General features: G+C 65.0%; 12 protein-coding genes. 10 read left to right on the top strand and 2 right to left on the bottom strand.

Annotation, left to right across the window (positions count from 1 at the left end):
* Positions 1–196 precede the first annotated feature (196 nt).
* The 8 genes from AB4Y92_RS01090 (at position 197) to recJ (ending at position 12,193) form a co-directional block, all read left to right on the top strand.
* A complete protein-coding gene (locus tag AB4Y92_RS01090; protein ID WP_441817965.1) occupies positions 197–2,125 on the top strand; it encodes a DUF3857 domain-containing transglutaminase family protein in 1,929 nt (642 codons plus the stop codon).
* Between the two features lie 119 nt (positions 2,126–2,244).
* On the top strand, positions 2,245–2,982 hold the full coding sequence (gene dapB / locus AB4Y92_RS01085) for a 4-hydroxy-tetrahydrodipicolinate reductase (protein ID WP_441817964.1): 738 nt from the start codon (positions 2,245–2,247) through the stop codon (positions 2,980–2,982).
* Between the two features lie 726 nt (positions 2,983–3,708).
* Positions 3,709–4,836, top strand: coding sequence for a glutamine-hydrolyzing carbamoyl-phosphate synthase small subunit (gene carA, locus AB4Y92_RS01080; RefSeq protein ID WP_441817963.1), 1,128 nt, complete (start codon positions 3,709–3,711; stop codon positions 4,834–4,836).
* Positions 4,836–5,282, top strand: coding sequence for a DUF6973 domain-containing protein (locus tag AB4Y92_RS01075; RefSeq protein ID WP_441817962.1), 447 nt, complete (start codon positions 4,836–4,838; stop codon positions 5,280–5,282). Before carA ends, AB4Y92_RS01075 begins: the two co-directional genes overlap by 1 nt.
* A gap of 7 nt (positions 5,283–5,289) precedes the next feature.
* Positions 5,290–8,535 (top strand): carbamoyl-phosphate synthase large subunit, encoded by a 3,246-nt coding sequence (gene carB, locus AB4Y92_RS01070; RefSeq protein ID WP_441817961.1) that lies wholly within the window; start codon positions 5,290–5,292, stop codon positions 8,533–8,535.
* Positions 8,536–8,970: 435 nt separating this feature from the next.
* The gene (gene greA, locus AB4Y92_RS01065) at positions 8,971–9,447 is read left to right on the top strand and encodes a transcription elongation factor GreA (RefSeq protein WP_057942799.1); all 477 of its coding nucleotides are present in this window, start codon (positions 8,971–8,973) and stop codon (positions 9,445–9,447) included.
* Between the two features lie 30 nt (positions 9,448–9,477).
* Positions 9,478–10,425, top strand: coding sequence for a phosphoglycerate mutase (locus AB4Y92_RS01060; RefSeq protein ID WP_441817960.1), 948 nt, complete (start codon positions 9,478–9,480; stop codon positions 10,423–10,425).
* Between the two features lie 37 nt (positions 10,426–10,462).
* Complete coding sequence (gene recJ, locus AB4Y92_RS01055) at positions 10,463–12,193, top strand: single-stranded-DNA-specific exonuclease RecJ (RefSeq protein ID WP_441817959.1); 1,731 nt, start codon at positions 10,463–10,465, stop codon at positions 12,191–12,193.
* A 246-nt stretch (positions 12,194–12,439) separates the two neighbouring features.
* On the opposite strand, the gene AB4Y92_RS01050 is transcribed toward recJ, so the two are convergent.
* Positions 12,440–13,738, bottom strand: coding sequence for a hypothetical protein (locus AB4Y92_RS01050; protein ID WP_441817958.1), 1,299 nt, complete (start codon positions 13,736–13,738; stop codon positions 12,440–12,442).
* 266 nt (positions 13,739–14,004) lie between these two features.
* Between AB4Y92_RS01050 and AB4Y92_RS01045 the strand changes: the two genes are divergently transcribed.
* Complete coding sequence (locus AB4Y92_RS01045; RefSeq protein ID WP_441817957.1) at positions 14,005–14,766, top strand: metallophosphoesterase family protein; 762 nt, start codon at positions 14,005–14,007, stop codon at positions 14,764–14,766.
* A gap of 56 nt (positions 14,767–14,822) precedes the next feature.
* Here the strand turns inward: AB4Y92_RS01045 and AB4Y92_RS01040 are convergent, their stop codons facing one another.
* Positions 14,823–15,635: a 4'-phosphopantetheinyl transferase family protein gene (locus tag AB4Y92_RS01040; protein WP_441817956.1), complete on the bottom strand. Its 813-nt coding sequence runs from the start codon at positions 15,633–15,635 to the stop codon at positions 14,823–14,825.
* A 1,304-nt stretch (positions 15,636–16,939) separates the two neighbouring features.
* Here AB4Y92_RS01040 and AB4Y92_RS01035 point away from each other — a divergent pair.
* A complete protein-coding gene (locus AB4Y92_RS01035) occupies positions 16,940–17,305 on the top strand; it encodes an FHIPEP family type III secretion protein (RefSeq protein WP_441817955.1) in 366 nt (121 codons plus the stop codon).
* Positions 17,306–17,313 lie beyond the last annotated feature (8 nt).

The following is a 17,313-nucleotide window of genomic DNA, read 5'->3' as shown; positions in this document are numbered from 1 at the left end:
AAACGCCGTACCTCCGGCCGCCGGACAGCACGGAGCAGGAGCGGCTTGGCGGCGACTTCTCCGCCGACAGCGCGCTCGCCCAACGGCCGCGACACGTATCTCAAAATGCGAAGTGATGTGGTAGAACTTCTGCGCGCCCGCCGACCGGCGCAGCGGCTGCGGCCGCTCACCCACACATGGATCAGGGGAAGAAGGGATGCACACCACCACACTGCGGCTGTTCGCCGTCACCGCGCTGGCCCTGGCGAGCGCGTCCGCGCTGGCGCAGAACGCCGCGCCGGCGAAAACCGCGCCTGCCGCCAAGGCCGCCGCCAAGCCCGAAGCCGCCGAGGAAGCGCCGGCGCGGGTCGAGCGCCAGCACATCAGCTACACCGTCCAGGCCGACGGCTCCTACATCGAACAGCGCGAGTCCGCGCTGAAGGTGCTGCAGGCGCCGGCGATCGAACGCGCCAAGCACGAATCGATCAGCTACAGCGCCAGCATCCAGACCCTGGAGGTGACCGAGGCCTACACCCGCAAGGCCGACGGCCGCCGCGTCGATGTGCCCAAGTCGAATTTCCAGGTCGAGACCAACGAAGGCCGCGCCGGCGGCGGGCCGGCGTTCTCCGACATCGCCACCACCAGCCTGGTGTTTCCCGATGTCGAAGTCGGCGACACGGTGGTGGTCAACTACAAGCTGATCGGCAAGCAGCCGATGTTCGACCGCCAGTTCTCGGTGCTCGACAACGTCAGCGCGAATTCGTACCAGGGCGATTTGAAAGTGCGGATCGACACGCCGGCCAGCCTGTGGTCGCAGAACCGCACCTTCGGCGCGATGAAGCGGGTGCGCGATGAGACCGTCGGCGACCGCCACATCGTCGAATGGACCTACCAGAACCTGGCGCCGGCGAAAGACACGCGCCGCGATTACTCGGTCTACAAGGTCGAGGACTTCCCCGGCTACGCGTTCTCGACCTTCCGCAGCTACGGCCAGATCGCCGCCGCCTACGGCGAGCGCGCGCTGCCCAAGGCCGCGCCGACGCCGCGCGTGCGCAAGCTGGCGGATGAAATCGCCGCCGGCAAGAAAGATCAGCGCGAAGTGGCGAAGGCGCTGTACGAGTGGGTGTCCACCAACATCCAGTACGCCGGCAACTGCATCGGCCTGGGCGCGGTGGTGCCGCGCGATCAGGAGTTCGTGCTCGACAACCGCATCGGCGACTGCAAGGACCACGCGACCTTGCTGCAGGCCTTGCTCGCGGCCAAGAACGTGCCGGCGACGCAGGCGCTGATCAATGCCGGCAACGTCTATCAGCTGCCGGATATCCCGGTCGCCTCCAGCGTCAATCACGTGCTCAATTATCTGCCCGGGCTGGATCTGTACGTGGACGCCACCGCCAAGGGCATTCCGTTCGGCGATCTGCCCATCGCGGTCGCCGGCAAGCCGGTGCTGCGCGTGGATCAGCCCGAATTGAAGGCGGCCACCGCGCCGTTTTCGTCCAAGCGCAATCGCCAGCGCATGGTCACCGATCTGATCGTGCAGGAAGACGGTTCGGTCAAGGGCAAAGTCGAGGTCGAGCTGGAAGGCCAGCCGGCGATCGAAACCCGCGCAGCGTTCCGCAAAGTGCGCGAGAAAGATTCGCAGCAGATGATCAAGAAATACTTCGAGGCCGGCGGCTTGAGCGCGGAGGGTTCGTTCACCCAGGACGATCCGCAGGCACTGCTCGACAAGCATCGCTACAGCGCGCAGTTCGAGGTCAAGCAGATGCTGCCGGTGCCGGGCGCGTTCCCGGTCGGGCCGCTGTTCTTCAATCCCATGCCCGTGGCCACCTTCGCCAGCTCGGCGCAGTACGACGACAGCGTGTACGAAAGCGAAGGGCAGTGCATCGGCGGGCGTTCGGAGGAGATCTACCGGATCGAGTTCCCGGCGACGATGAAGGTCATCGCGGTGCCGCCGGATGCGCGCCAGGAGTGGGAGGGTTCCAGCTACGAGGCCAAGTACACGCTCAAGGGCAATGTGCTGGAAGCGCGCCGGGTGATCGTGGACGCCAGCCAGGGGCCGGTGTGCACGCAGGCGCACAATCGCGGCTACCAGCAGTTCGCCAAGAAAGTGCTGCCCAATCTGAAGGCGCAGTTGGTGTATCAGTAAGCGCTGCGCGTGCCGGCGCGAGGCTTGTGCGATCGCGCTTTGAGGCAAGCCACGACCGGCGCCGCGCTTTTCGCGCGCGGCGCTTGTCGCCGAGGGCGCGCAGCGGCTAGCCTGCGCGCATGAACGAGCCCACCAAGACCCCGATCAAACTCCTCGTCCACGGCGCTTCCGGGCGCATGGGCCAGGCTTTGTTGCGATTGGCCGCCGAGCGCGCCGATCTGAACGTCGCCGCCGCGTACTCGCGCACCTCGCCGGCGCAGCGGGTGATCGACGGCGTCCCGCATTTCGCCACCGCCGAGTTGTCCGGCGCGCCCGAGTTCGACGTGGCCATCGACTTCAGCCTGCCGCAGGGCTTCGACCCGGTGCTGGCCTTGTGCGCGCAGCGCGGCAAGGCCCTGGTGTCGGGCACCACCGGCTTGAGCTCGGCGCAGAACACCGCGATCAACGACGCCGCTTCGCGCATCGCGGTGGTGTGGGCGGCCAATTACAGCCTGGGCGTGGCGGTGTTGACCGAACTGGTGCGCCGCGCCGCGGCGGCGTTACCGGGCTGGGATTGCGACGTGATCGAAGCCCATCACACCCGCAAGCTCGACGCGCCGTCGGGCACCGCGCTGCACCTGGGCGCCGCCGCCGCGATCGGCCGCGGCGAAGAGCCGCACTACGCCAGCCTGCGCGCCGGCGACATCGTCGGCGAGCACACGGTCCAGTTCGCCTCGGCCGGCGAGCGGCTGGAGCTGATCCATCGCGCGACCAATCGCGACATCTTCGCCCGCGGCGCACTCGAAGCCGCCTTGCGCGTAGCGCACCAGGCGCCCGGCCGTTATGGGTTGGCGGAGTTGATGTTTCCGAATCTGTAAGCGTGCGTGCCGGTGCGTCCTTCTCCCGCTTGCGGGAGAAGGTGCCCGGAGAGCCTGCCCCCGCGAAGGCGGGGGGCGGATGAGGGCCGCTTCAGGCTGGCGGCTTGCAAGAAAGCCGCGCGTGAACATGAACGCCCAGAGGGCAGGGCGGAGAGACGGCCAGGGGATGTGGTCCGCCGTTTGCTTTGGAGCAAGAGCAAATCCCCCTTAATCCCCCTTTTTCAAAGGGGGAAACAAAGCGGGTTTCCGGAGAAGGTGGAGGGATTCGCAGGGTGTGAGCTTCAAAAAGCGGGCGAATTCGAAGCGGGAAGCAACATGAATGGCCCACGCCAAGCCACCCGAAACCTTCGCACAACCCCGCCTCCACGCCACCCCCAACCCGTCGCAAACCCCTCGCCAACCCGTCACCACCCCAAAGCCCGTGCTGTTCCCCCCTTTGAAAAAGGGGGGAAGGGGGGATTTGCTCCTGCCGAACCACCCCAGCCCAACGAATCTCCCAGCCCCCCCAAACCCCCCACACAAGCTGAAGCCAAGCCCGCGCGAACACAGAAATCCTCCCGCATCGCCACATTGAGGCTGGCGCCCGGGGCCTATCGTCGCTAGAATTCCGGCTCGCCTGAACCCCGCCCGCCGGACCGGTCCCGCACCGCGTCCGCGCTTTGCTGCAAGTCGGTTTTGCCGATGTCGCGCTCGGGGTCAGATCCTTCGGCAGCCAAGGCGACCCCCGTGACCCAACCCGCAATCCTCGCACTCGAAGACGGAACCGTGTTCGAGGGCGTTTCCGTAGGCGCGCCCGGCCTCAGCGTCGGCGAAGTCGTATTCAACACCGCCATCACCGGCTACCAGGAAATCCTCACCGATCCCTCGTATGCGCGCCAGTTGGTCACGCTGACCTATCCGCATGTCGGCAACACCGGCATCACCGCCCAGGACGACGAAGCGCATCAGATCTGGGCCTCGGGCCTGATCGTGCGCGACGTGCCGCGCCGCCCCAGCAACTGGCGCAGCCAGATCGCCTTGCCGCAGTGGCTGTCCGATCGCGGCGTGGTCGCGATCTCCGACATCGACACGCGCAAGCTGACCCGTTTGCTGCGCGACACCGGCGCGCAGAACGGCGCGCTGATGGCGGGCGAGATCAACGTGGAAAAAGCGCTGGAAGCCGCGCGCAAGTTCCCCGGCCTCAAGGGCATGGACCTGGCGAAGGAAGTCTGCACGCGCGAGCGCTACGAGTGGACCGAAGGCCAGCTCGACCTGGATCGCAACGCCTTCGTCAACGCCGAATCGCGCTTCCACGTCGTCGCGTACGACTTCGGCGTCAAGCTCAACATCCTGCGTATGCTCGCCGAACGCGGTTGCCGCGTGACGGTGGTCCCGGCGCAGACGTCGGCCGCCGACGTGTTCGCGCTGAAACCCGATGGCGTGTTCCTGTCCAACGGCCCCGGCGATCCGGAGCCCTGCGATTACGCGATCGCGGCGATCAAGGAATTCATCGCCAAGAAGATTCCGACCTTCGGCATCTGCCTGGGCCATCAGCTGCTCGGCCTGGCCTCCGGCGCGAAGACGCTGAAGATGAAGTTCGGCCACCACGGCGCCAATCACCCGGTGCAGGACCTGGATTCCGGCCGCGTGATGATCACCTCGCAGAACCACGGCTTCGCCGTCGATGAAGCCACGCTGCCGGCCAACGTGCGCGTGACTCATCGCTCGCTGTTCGACGGCAGCAACCAGGGCATCGCCCTGACCGACGCGCCGGCCTTCAGCTTCCAGGGCCATCCGGAAGCCAGCCCGGGTCCGCACGACGTGTCGCCGTTGTTCGACCGCTTCGTCTCCATGCTCGAGCAGGCCAAGGCCTGATGAGCGCCGCGCCGGCCTCGCCGCCGCGCCGACGCCGCTGGCGTCTGCGCGTGCTGGCGGTGCTGGCCGCGCTCGGCGCGTATCCCGCCTTCGTGATGATCGCGGTGTACTCGCAGTGGTTCGCCGCGGATCTGCCCGGCGGACGCAACGGCCCGGCCGATGCGTACCGCCACAGCCTGGCCAGCGCGATCGTCGCCTACACCCTGTCGCCGCGTTGCGTCGAGTGGGTGACCGCGGTGATGGAACGAGGCGGGCAGGGCAACGCGAGCCGGGCGATGGACGCCCACAACAACGCGATCGGCGCGCACCTGGGCGCCCGTGCTGAAAACTGGACCGCGATGCAGCGCGAGGTTCGCGCCGCGGTCGATCATGGGGCGATCGATGCGCGATCGCCCGAGCAAATCACCTGGCGCGCCCCCGAGGCGTGGCAGGACCGACTTTACTGAGGACGACATGCCCAAGCGTACCGACATCAAAACCGTCCTGATCATCGGCGCCGGCCCGATCGTGATCGGCCAGGCCTGCGAGTTCGACTACTCCGGCGCGCAAGCCTGCAAGGCGCTGCGCGACGAGGGCTATCGCGTGGTGCTGGTCAACTCCAACCCGGCCACGATCATGACCGACCCGGACATGGCCGACGCGGTCTACATTGAGCCGATCAACTGGCAGACGGTCGAGAAGATCATCGCCAAGGAAAAGCCCGACGCGCTGCTGCCGACCATGGGCGGCCAGACTGCGCTGAACTGCGCGCTCGACCTGGCCGACAACGGCGTGCTCGAGAAATACAACGTCGAACTGATCGGCGCCAAGCGCGACGCTATCCGCATGGCCGAAGACCGCGAGCTGTTCCGCGTGGCCATGGCCGAGATCGGCCTGGAATGCCCCAAGGCCGAAGTCGCGCGCACCTTCGAGCAGGCGGTCGATATCCAGACCCGCGTGGGCTACCCGACCATCATCCGCCCCAGCTTCACCCTCGGCGGCAGCGGCGGCGGCATCGCCTACAACAAGGAAGAGTTCGAAGAGATCGCCAAGCGCGGCCTGGAACTGTCGCCGGTGCACGAAATCCTGGTCGAGGAGTCGGTGCTGGGCTGGAAGGAATTCGAGATGGAAGTGGTCCGCGACACCGCGGACAACTGCATCATCGTGTGCTCGATCGAAAACTTCGATGCGATGGGCGTGCACACCGGCGACTCGATCACCGTCGCCCCGGCGCAGACCCTCACCGACAAGGAATACCAGCGCCTGCGCGATGCCTCCATCGCGGTGCTGCGCAAGATCGGCGTGGACACCGGCGGCTCCAACGTGCAGTTCGGCATCAACGCCCAGGACGGCCGCGTGGTGGTGATCGAAATGAACCCGCGCGTGTCGCGTTCCTCGGCGCTGGCCTCGAAGGCGACCGGTTTCCCGATCGCCAAGATCGCCGCCAAGCTGGCGATCGGCTACACCCTGGATGAGCTGCGCAACGAAATCACCGGCGGCGCCACCCCAGCTTCGTTCGAGCCGAGCATCGACTACGTCGTCACCAAGATYCCGCGCTTCGCCTTCGAGAAATTCCCGCAGGCCGACGCGCGCCTGACCACGCAGATGAAGTCGGTCGGCGAAGTCATGGCGATGGGCCGCACCTTCCAGGAATCGCTGCAGAAGGCGCTGCGCGGCCTGGAAACCGGCAAGGTCGGCCTGGACCCGACCGGCCTGGATCTGAGCAGCGAACTCGACATGATCAAGCTGCGCCGCGAGCTGAAAGAGCCGGGCCCTGAGCGCATGTTCCATATCGGCGACGCGTTCCGCGCCGGCATGAGCGTGGAAGACGTGCACGCGCTGTCGTTCGTCGATCCGTGGTTCCTGGATCAGATCGAAGAGTTGATCGCGTCCGAACGCATCGTGGCCGATGCCGGTCTGGCCGCGCTCGACAAGGACCGTATGCGCGCGCTCAAGCGCATGGGCTTCTCCGACGCGCGTCTGGCGCAGCTGACCGGCACCGACGAAACCGCGGTGCGCACTTTGCGCCGTGCCCTGGGTGTGCGTCCGGTCTATAAGCGCGTGGACTCCTGCGCCGCCGAGTTCGCCACCACCACCGCCTACATGTACTCGACCTATGAGGACGAGTGCGAATCCAACCCGAGCAACCGCGACAAGATCATCGTGCTCGGCGGCGGCCCGAACCGCATCGGCCAGGGCATCGAGTTCGACTACTGCTGCGTGCACGCCGCGCTCGCCCTGCGCGAGGACGGCTATGAAACCATCATGGTCAACTGCAATCCGGAGACCGTGTCCACCGACTACGACACCTCCGACCGCCTGTACTTCGAGCCGCTGACGCTGGAAGACGTGCTGGAAATCGCAGATCTGGAAAAACCCAAGGGCGTGATCGTGCAGTACGGCGGGCAGACCCCGCTGAAGCTGGCGCGCGCGCTGGAAGCCAACGGCGTGCCGATCATCGGCACCACGCCCGACAGCATCGATCTGGCCGAAGACCGCGAGCGCTTCCAGAAGCTGGTGCAGGAGCTGGGCCTGGCCCAGCCGATCAACCGCACCGCGCGCAATCCCGATGAAGCCTTGGCGCTGGCCAATCAGATCGGCTACCCGATGGTGGTGCGCCCGAGCTACGTGCTCGGCGGCCGGGCCATGGAAATCGTCTACTCCGACGCCGACCTGACCCGTTACATCCGCGACGCGGTGAAGGTCTCGAACGACTCGCCGGTGCTGCTGGACCGCTTCCTCGACAACGCGGTGGAAGTGGACGTGGACGTCATCGCCGACCGCGAAGGCCGCGTGCTGATCGGCGGGGTGATGGAGCACATCGAGGAAGCCGGCGTGCATTCGGGCGACTCCTCGTGCTCGCTGCCGCCGTATTCGCTGTCGCCGGAAACCCAGGAGCGCTTGCGCACGCAAGTGATCGCCCTGGCCAAGGCGCTGAAGGTCGTGGGCCTGATGAACACCCAGTTCGCGATCCAGACCGACGCCGAAGGCAAGGAAACCATCTTCCTGATCGAAGTGAATCCGCGCGCCTCGCGCACGGTGCCGTTCGTGTCCAAGGCCACCGGCATGGCGTTGGCCAAGATCGCCGCGCGCTGCATGGTCGGCCAGACCCTGGCATCGCAGGGCGCGCTGGAAGAAATCGTGCCGGACTACTACTCGGTGAAGGAAGCGATCTTCCCGTTCGCCAAGTTCCAGGGCGTGGACCCGATCCTCGGGCCGGAAATGCGTTCCACCGGCGAAGTGATGGGCGTGGGCAAGAACTTCGGCGCGGCGATGGCGCGCGCGCAGGAAGCCGGCGGCATCAAGGCGCCGCCGGTGGGCAAGGCCTTCATCTCGGTGCGCGATCCCGACAAGCAGCGCGTGCTGCCGGTGGCGCAGGAGCTGGTGCGCCGCGGCTTCACTCTGGTCGCGACCAGCGGCACCCAGGGCTTCCTGAGCGAGCACGGCGTGGCCTGCGAGGTGATCAACAAGGTTACCGAAGGCCGCCCGCACATCGTCGATCTGATCAAGAACGGCGAGATCGTCTACATCATCAACACCACCGAAGGCCGCCAGGCGATTTCCGACTCGTTCTCGATCCGCCGCGAAGCGCTGCAGCAGCGCGTCACGTACTCGACCACGGTGTCGGGCGCGCGTGCGCTGGTGGGCTCGCTGGACTACCGCGGCACCGGCCCGGTGTGGTCGCTGCAGGAACTGCACGCGCAGATCGGCGCGGCTTGATGGGGTGAGGGCCGGGATGGCGCTGTGCGCGCTGTCCCGGGCTTCGTGCACGTTTCGCTCGCCGCGCACCTCCTAGCGGTCATTCCCGCGAAGGCGGGCTCCGCTTTACTTCGGCGGAGCCGAACATCCAGAGCCTTCAGCGCCATCCTTCCAGTCCGTCATTCCCGCGAAAGCGGGAATCCAGCGACTTCAGGCGTTCCCGCACGAAAGTCCCTGGATTCCCGCTTTCGCGGGAATGACGGCTGGGAGGGACGCGGTTGACTCTTCGGATGTGGCGAGGCCGCAAACCGCGCCGCAAACCCAGCCCCAACCGCTTCCCAATCCGACAGGATGCCTTCCGCCCAGGTTCCCGGCACAATGGCCCCAGGCATCGTCGAAACATCCGCGTCGGGCGCTCAGGGATTGCCCGGCGACGCATCACAGAGGAAACAAGGAATGAGAGCACCCATCACGGCCAAGGGCGCGCTGCGTTTGCGCGCTGAGCTGGAAGAACTCAAGTCGGTCAAGCGGCCGGCGGTGATCAACTCGATCGCCGAAGCGCGCGCCCACGGCGATCTCAAGGAGAACGCCGAGTACCACGCCGCACGCGAACAGCAAGGTTTCATCGAAGGCCGCATCAAGCAGCTCGAAGCCGAGCTGTCGCACGCGGAAATCATCGACATCAGCAAGCTCAACGCCGGCTCCAAGGTCGTGTTCGGCGCCACCGTCGAGCTGACCGATGTGGATACCGACGAAGAGCGCACTTACCAGATCGTCGGCGACCTGGAAGCGGACATCAAGCTGGGTCTGATCGCGATTTCCTCGCCGGTGGCGCGCGCGCTGATCGGCAAGAACGAGGGCGACAGCGTCGAGATCCAGGCCCCCGGCGGCGTGCGCGAGTACGAAATCGTCAGCGTCAGCTACAACGGCTGATCCGTTGACCGCGCCCGCAGGCCCGCCCGAATGAACCGTATCAGCCTGTTGCTGCCCGAGCGCGAGCGCTTCGGCGGCCAGCGTCTGAGCGAGGACATCGGTCGGCGGCTCGGCCGCGCCGAGCGCAGCGTGGAAGCGGGCGACCAGGCCGCGCGCGTGTTCGACATCCTGCCGCGCGGCTGGCCGGTGGCCGCGGTGTCGCGCCAGCGCGACGTCGGCGACGGCGCGCACGGCGCGTGGCTGCGCGCCGACCCGGCCTATGTGCGTCCGGACATCAACGGCGCGCGCCTGCTCGCTTACGGCGACGCGTTGGCGCTCAGCGAACGCGACAGCGCCGCCTTGTTGCCGGCGCTGCGGCCCTTGTTCGGCGACGCCGGTTTTCCGCTCGACGCGCCGGTGCCGACACGCTGGTATCTGTCGCTGCCGCGCGAAACCCGATTGCCGCGCTTCGCTTCGCCAGAGCAGGCGCTCGGCGAAGACATGTTCCAGCATCTGCCCGGCGGCGAAGGCGAAGGTAGCGAAGGCCGCCGCTGGCGCGCGCTGCTCAGCGAGGCGCAGGTGGTGCTGCACAATCATCCGCACAACGCCCAGCGCATCGCCGCGGGGCTGGCGCCGATCAATTCGCTGTGGTTCTGGGGCGCGGGCGTGTTGCCCGATCACGTGCGCACCGCGTATGCGCAAGTGCTCAGCGACGACGAAGCGCTGACCGCGTTCGGCGCCCAGGCCGGCATCGCCGTCGGCGCGCTGCCGAAACAATGGACCGCCAGCGAGGGCGAGGGCGAAGCCCTGTTCGACCTGCGCGCGGCGCGCGACCTCACCCCCTTGCAGCGCGACTGGCTGGAGCCGATCGCGCGCGCCCTGGACGCCGGCGCGCTGGAACGCGTGACGCTGGCCTTCGCCGACGGCGAACGGTTCGAACTGGCGCGCTCGCAGCGCTGGCGGTTCTGGCGCAAACCCTTGCGTTCGCTGCTCGATTGATGCGCCTGACGCTCACCGTGTGCGCGGCCTTGTCGCCATGAACCCTGCCGCGACGAAAACCGCCGCGCGCTTACGCCGTCGCGAGGCCGCGGGCGAGGGCGACTGGCCCGAATCGATGTCGCCGTTGCTGCGCCGCATCTACGCCGCGCGCGGCGCCACCTGCCTGGAGCAGGCGCAACCGCGGCTGGCGCAGTTGCTGCCGCCCGACGGCATGCTCGGCCTGGACACCGCGACGCAGTTGCTGTTCGACGCGATCGCCGCCGACCGCCACATTCTGGTGGTCGGCGATTTCGATTGCGACGGCGCCACCGCCTGCGCGGTCGGCGTGCGCGGCCTGCGCATGCTCGGGGCCAAGCGGGTGTCGCATGCGGTGCCCAACCGGATCGTGCACGGCTACGGCTTGTCGCCGGCCTTGGTCGAGGAATTGGCGGGGCTGCAACCGGATTTGTTGGTCACCGTCGACCACGGCATCGCCTGCCACGCCGGCATCGCCGCCGCGCGCGAACGCGGTTGGCAGGTGCTGGTCACCGATCACCATCTGCCCGGCGATCGTTTGCCGCTGGCCGACGCGATCGTCGATCCGAATCAACCCGGCGACGCGTTTCCCAGCAAGATGCTGGCCGGCGTCGGAGTCATGTTCTACGTGCTGCTGGCCTTGCGCCGGCGCATGCGCGACGCGGGATTGTTCAAAGATGCCGGCCCCGACCTGACCGTGCTGCTGGATCTGGTCGCGGTCGGCACCGTCGCCGACTTGGTTCCGCTGGACGCGAACAATCGCGCGCTGGTCGCCGCCGGACTGCGCCGCTTGCGCGCCGGGCAGGGCAGCGCCGGTCTGCGCGCGCTGATCGAAGTGTCGCAGCGCGATTACCGCCGCCTCACCGCGGCCGACATCGGTTACGCGCTGGCGCCGCGGCTCAACGCCGCCGGCCGCCTGGAAGACATGGCGCTGGGCATCGAATGCCTGATCACCGACGACGCCGTGCAGGCGCGCTACATCGCCTCCACGCTCAACGACATCAACGCCGAACGCCGCGCGGTGCAGCAGCAGATGACCGATGAAGCCGAACTGGCCTTCGCCCGCGTCAGCATCGATGCCCAGGCCGCGCCGCTGGCGCTGTGCTTGTTCGATCCAGACTGGCATCCCGGCGTGGTCGGGCTGGTCGCCTCGAAGATGAAAGAGCGCTTGCATCGGCCGGTGATCGCCTTCGCCCCGGCCGAACCGGGCAGCGACCAGTTGCGCGGCTCGGCGCGTTCGATTCCCGGTTTCCATATTCGCGACGCCCTGGCCGACGTGGCCGCGCGCCATCCCGATCTGATCGAACGCTTCGGCGGCCATGCCATGGCCGCGGGCCTGTCGCTGCGGCAGGACGCGTTCGAAACCTTCCGCGGCGCGTTCGAGCAGTGCGCGCGCGCCGCGCTGACGCCCGAGTTGCTGCAGGCCGACGTGCTGAGCGACGGCGAACTGTCCACCGCCGAGTTCGATCGCGCCCACGCCGAATCGCTGCGCGACGCCGGGCCCTGGGGTCAGGGCTTCGCCGAGCCGCAGTTCGACGGCGAATTTGAAGTGTTGTCGTGGCGCGTGGTCGGCGAGCGCCATCTGAAACTCGAACTGGGCCGCGACGGCCTGCGCTTGAATGCGATCGAGTTCGGCGGCTGGGACGGCAACCGACCGCCGCCGTGGGTGCGCATCGCCTATCGCCTGGAGCCGGACGATTATCGTGGCGGCAATGCGGTGCAGCTTGTGGTGGTGCATCGCGAAGCGCTGTAGCCGATTTTGCGGAAAGCTCTTGTGGGAGGGAGCTTTAGCCCCGATGCTTTTCGATCAGTGGTCCGCATGACTTCAAGTAAACCGAAGGCTGATCGAAAAGCATCGGGGCTAAAGCTCCCTCCCACAAAACCGCCTCCCACAAAGCTCCCGCGACCGCTGCCAACGCAAGATCCCGCGGGAAAATCGCGCGTTGGACCCCAGTAGCCCGCCTCGAGCGAACCATAGGGCAGGGGCCGCCTGGCGAGATCAATCCCTAGATCGCAGCTTGCTATGCCATGAAAGACGCGAGCGTCTCGGTGGCTTTGTGTCCGCGGCCATCAGGCTAGAGGTGTCGGCGACATCGTGGTGAATCTCGGGATACCCGTCCAGACGCCGGTGCAGCGCCTTAACTTTTTGTGGGTCCACCGCGATTACGTTCTGCACCGCCCAGTCCGGATTCACTTCAACCTTGCGATGCCGTCTGGTTGCCGGTTCGAACAACCAGATGCAGCTGCGGTGGATGTCTATCGCGCCGTACAGTCCGCGATCCAGATGCAGCACGTTTTGCAGCCATTCGCCCATGCCGGTACGGCTCTGCGCCGGCTCGCAGGCGTCGATCATCAGCACGTTCTTAACGGCAAGATTTTCATCGAAGAAGATCACCTGGCCGCGGCACGTGTCGGTGACCAGGTGATCGCCCGCCCAGCCCGGTTCGAAGCCATGCGGGTTGAGTAAGCCGGTCAGCACTTCCCGAGCTTTCCCGCCGTTGCGATCAACCACCACCGCGCGACCCTGATGGAACAACGTGACGAAAATGCTGTCGTCGTGACGGCAATAGCACGCGTTGTTCAAATGGGCCGCGGTAAGGTAGGTGGGAAGCCCAAACCCATTCCAGTGGCTGGGGTCGCCGACGGTAATCAGCTTGCGCGTTGTCGCGTCGCTTCCAGGAGCGCCACGCAGGATGCGAACTCCGGCCGGGGACACGTTATAGCCGTGATCCCAGGCATTCCATGCCCAGGTCAGCCTCGGCTGCGCGAGATCGAACTCGAGAACCGTATCGAAGCCTGTTGAAACGGTGAGCAGGCGCGAACCATCTCCGGAGAAATGCACCGAGTGCAGTTGTGCGAACCAGGGGTTGCGATAGACATGCGCGACTTGAGCGCTCGTGTCGTAGATGCGCACCTCGTTGCCGGCGGCCACCGCCAGTCGCGCCCCGGATTGATCCAGTCCGAACGGCTCTTTCAGATCCATTTGCTGCATCAATCCGTTACGCAGCGCGTACTGCACCAGCAGCCCGTCGCGGTAGGGTCGCGGTGTGCGCCCTCCGAGCACCTTCATTTGGTGTCCGTCGCGCAGACGTTCCCGTACGATGCGATTAAGCGCACGCTGCTTCTGGTGCTTGACCGTAAACACCAGGTCCAGATGATTGCCCAGTGTCTCGTCGAGGCGGTACTCCGACAGCCGATCAAAGTGCGAGGCGCTGGGTACGACGCGAAGCGCGGCCAGCACGCCGCGTACCAGGCTTCTGCGCGGCACTTGATTGGTCTGGAAGATGTCCCTAAGCATAAGCGTCCTTGTTCGATGCGTTTCCCGGGCAGCCGAGGGGCCGATCAGGATCTTGCCGGTCTACTCCAGGGTAACCCTCATATGTAACAACGGAAGATCGCGGCGATTTTGGCCGGGCCTGAAGAATGGAGAAACCCTGCGGCACCGGGGCATCGCAAGGCGCTGCGGCCGGTTGCCGCTACCGATAGTTCGCGGCGGGGGCTCGTCTATACTCGCCCATCGCGTTGAGCGGCTTTCCTGGCGCGTCATCAGGAACAAGGACCGTAATGAGGCTGTTCGCTCTATCCGATATCCATGTCGATTATCCCGACAATGCTCGATGGGTCGAGCACCTTTCTGGCGCGGACTATCGGGACGACATCCTGATCCTTGCCGGCGACCTCACCGAAGACAGCCGGCTGCTCGCCTGGTGCCTGGGCAGCTTCGCCGCCAAGTTTCGTCAGGTGCTGTTCGTTCCCGGCAACCACGACTTATGGGTTCGGCGCGATCAGGCCGACATGTGCTCCTTCCGAAAGTTTGCGCAGGTGATGGACGTAGCTGCCGACTCGGGCGTGTCGGCTAGCCTGTATAGCTATGAAGATACGCTGGTGGTGCCGCTGTTCAGTTGGTACGACTATTCCTTTGGAACGCCGGACAGTGACCTGCGAATGCTCTGGATGGACTTCAGGGCTTGTCGTTGGCCGGACGGGTTCGGCCCGCCGCAAGTGACCGAACACTTCCTCAGGATGAATCCCGATTCGCTTCCCCACGCCGCGAAACGAGTCGTGACGTTCTCGCACTTCCTGCCGCGGATCGATCTGATTCCAAGCTTCGTGCCGGCCGCCATGCGCACTCTCGACCCGGTGCTCGGAAGCAGCGGTATCGAGCGCCAGTTGCGCGCGCTCGGTGCTGATCTTCATGTCTACGGCCACAGCCACATCAATCGTCGGGTCACGCTCGATGGTGTCACCTACATCAACAACGCTTTCGGCTATCCGCAGGAAACCATGATTTCCGCTCGTCGCCTGATCGCGCTTGACGATGCATAAGGCCGTGGCAGGTTTGGCAGGGGTGGTCGGGCGCAGTCGCATGCGGTCTAGGCCGGTCAGTCCGAGCGCCTGAGTGGTTGTACGGTTACCGGCGTTTCCCCGGTCAACGGGCAGAACCTGCGCATCGAGATCGTTGCGGGAATGTCGCCATGACGCTCGGCGCAGACGGCCATCAGATAGTCCGCAGTGGGTCGGTATTGCCAGAAACTCCAGCGTTCTGCGTGGTCGAGCAGGTCCGGACGGATGCTGATTCGTATTGAAACGCGATTCGGAAACTCGAAGCTGAAGCCGTCCAGAGGAAGCGAAAGTCCCATGCCTCTGGCCTTGATGTACGACTCCTTCAGAGTCCAGTACTCGAAGAAACGGTGTTGCTGCCAGTCCGGAGCGACACATGACAGGTCTGCGACCTCGCTCGGGGAGAAGTATGCGTTTGCCACATCCAGGGGCGCCTGTCGTGCGGCAAGCTTCTCGACATCGACGCCGAGCTCGCGCCCGCGAGATATCGCAAGCGCGATCAATCCGCGCGTGTGCGAGATATTGAAGGAAAGATCGCGCGCCAGGTCTTGTGCCTGCGCGATCTCATCTGCGATCGCGGGTCGGCCGTAGTCGTTCTTCGAGAACAGCCACTGCTCGGGAGCTATGGGTGCGTACCGGGACAACACCGTCCGAACCATTGCGCGAGTTACCAAGTAACGCTTGCGATCGTCGGCGAAGTAAAAACGTTGCTCCTGGGCAACTTCCTCCGCGCTCAACAATCGCCGAAGTCCGTCGAGATGCCGGTCATCGACAATCTCGTCGTAGTAGCTGAGCCAGATCGCGATTTCGTGCCGCCCGATTGCGTGCGCAACAGAAGTCTTCAGCTTAGGCATCGGTGCAGACACGTGTGCACTCTCGTCTGTGCGCGGCGGCAGGGAATCTGTAGCGGAAGGATCCCAGCTTCCTTTCCCCTCCGTTTCGCATCATAGCCACATCCGCAAGCGCAAGTGCGGAGGTTTGCAGACGAAATCGTGCGCTGCCGCTCGCCGTTGACGGCCGATGCCCGAGTATCTGGGTGCGGGAAGTGGCGCTTCGAGGGCAGTGACCTGTTGAACAACTAAAATGAATTTAATGAACTGGAGCGAATGGGAATCGAATGCGTTCGGCAGTTGGAATGAGTTCTGTGCTGCAATTCCAAGTTAAATGGTACTCAGGTCTTGCAGCGCATCCGGGCGGATTGACAGTGTCATGGGTGGCTGTTACGTAGGCAAAAGGGGTGGCATCGGTGCGCGCGGCAAGCGATTGCTGCAGAGGTTTCTCGCGACCGGTGCCGCAGAGTGAACTGCAACATCTATCGGGCAATATCTTTAAGGGGTTGGGCATCGGTGCGCGCGGCAAGCGATTGCTGCAGAGGTTTTTTGCGACCGGTGCCGCAGAGTGAACTGCAACATCTATTGGGCAACATCTTTAAGAGGTTGGGTATCGCGCGCGCGGCAAGCGATTGCTGCAGGGGTTTGTTGCGCCCGGTGCCCAGGGGTGAACTGCAATAGCTATTGGGCAACATCTTTAAAGGGTTGGGCATCGGTGCGCGCGGCAAGCGATTGCTGCAGGGGTTTCTCGCGCCCGATGGCACAGGGGTGAACTGCAACATTTATTGAATTGTCGTTGCGCGTCCCGAGCGCTGATTCATCGTGTCTTCGAAGGATCAAGCACCGGGCGAATATGTCTTAAATTTAAGCGCCGCTTGAATTGGCTTTGCAGACGCATCGCTGAACGACTTGCGCTGCCGGATTCTTCGGTAACGCCGGAACATGCAGTTGCGCTGCTGCCGATCAACTTCGTGGGCGACGCCGCGCTTCACAAAAAAACGATGAATGCGAGCGAATGTGCGGCCAGGGATTGATAGATAACGCAATTGTGTGCAACCGCAAAAGAACGTTTTTGTTCATACATATAACGGATGACAATTAACACTTAGTGCTGGCCGTCCAAACAGGCACCGTGTTTGAGACAGCGCCATGCATGGATGCTCGGGGGCTCGTGGTAAAGCAGTGATTGCTTTCAATATTCGAAACAGCGCAAACCATTTCATGATCGCGACCTGCGGCTCGACGCCGCGGGATCGCGCGAGTGTCGCCGAGCGGACCTCCATGTCGCGAAGTCCTCCGCGCGGCTCTCCTTTCCAGGGGCTGACTGAATGCGTGAATTGCTGAGCTCTCTAGGAGCCGCACAGTCCGGCGAGCAGTCGCGTCGCCGGACCAGTTACACAGACGTGGTGCTGATCGCGGCCGCGGTCACCATCATCGGCGTGATGATCCTGCTGCTGTCGCTGGCGAACATCGACACCCTGGTCGCGATCAACATCGCGATCGGTTTCAGCTTGCTGCTGATCTGGCTGTATATCCCCGCGCCGTTGGCGTTTTCCAGTTTCCCCAGCGTGCTGCTGACTACGTTGTTCCGGCTGTCGATCGCGATCACGCGCTCGATTCTGCTCGAAGCCAACTCGACGATCTGGCGGTATCGAAAGAGATCCGGCACGACCCGGACCACGAAGGATTCATGAATTCTACA

It is taken from the genome of Lysobacter sp. TAB13 (assembly GCF_052113885.1).
Taxonomy (GTDB): domain Bacteria; phylum Pseudomonadota; class Gammaproteobacteria; order Xanthomonadales; family Xanthomonadaceae; genus Lysobacter; species Lysobacter gummosus.
This window is presented reverse-complemented; position numbering and strand designations above follow the sequence as displayed.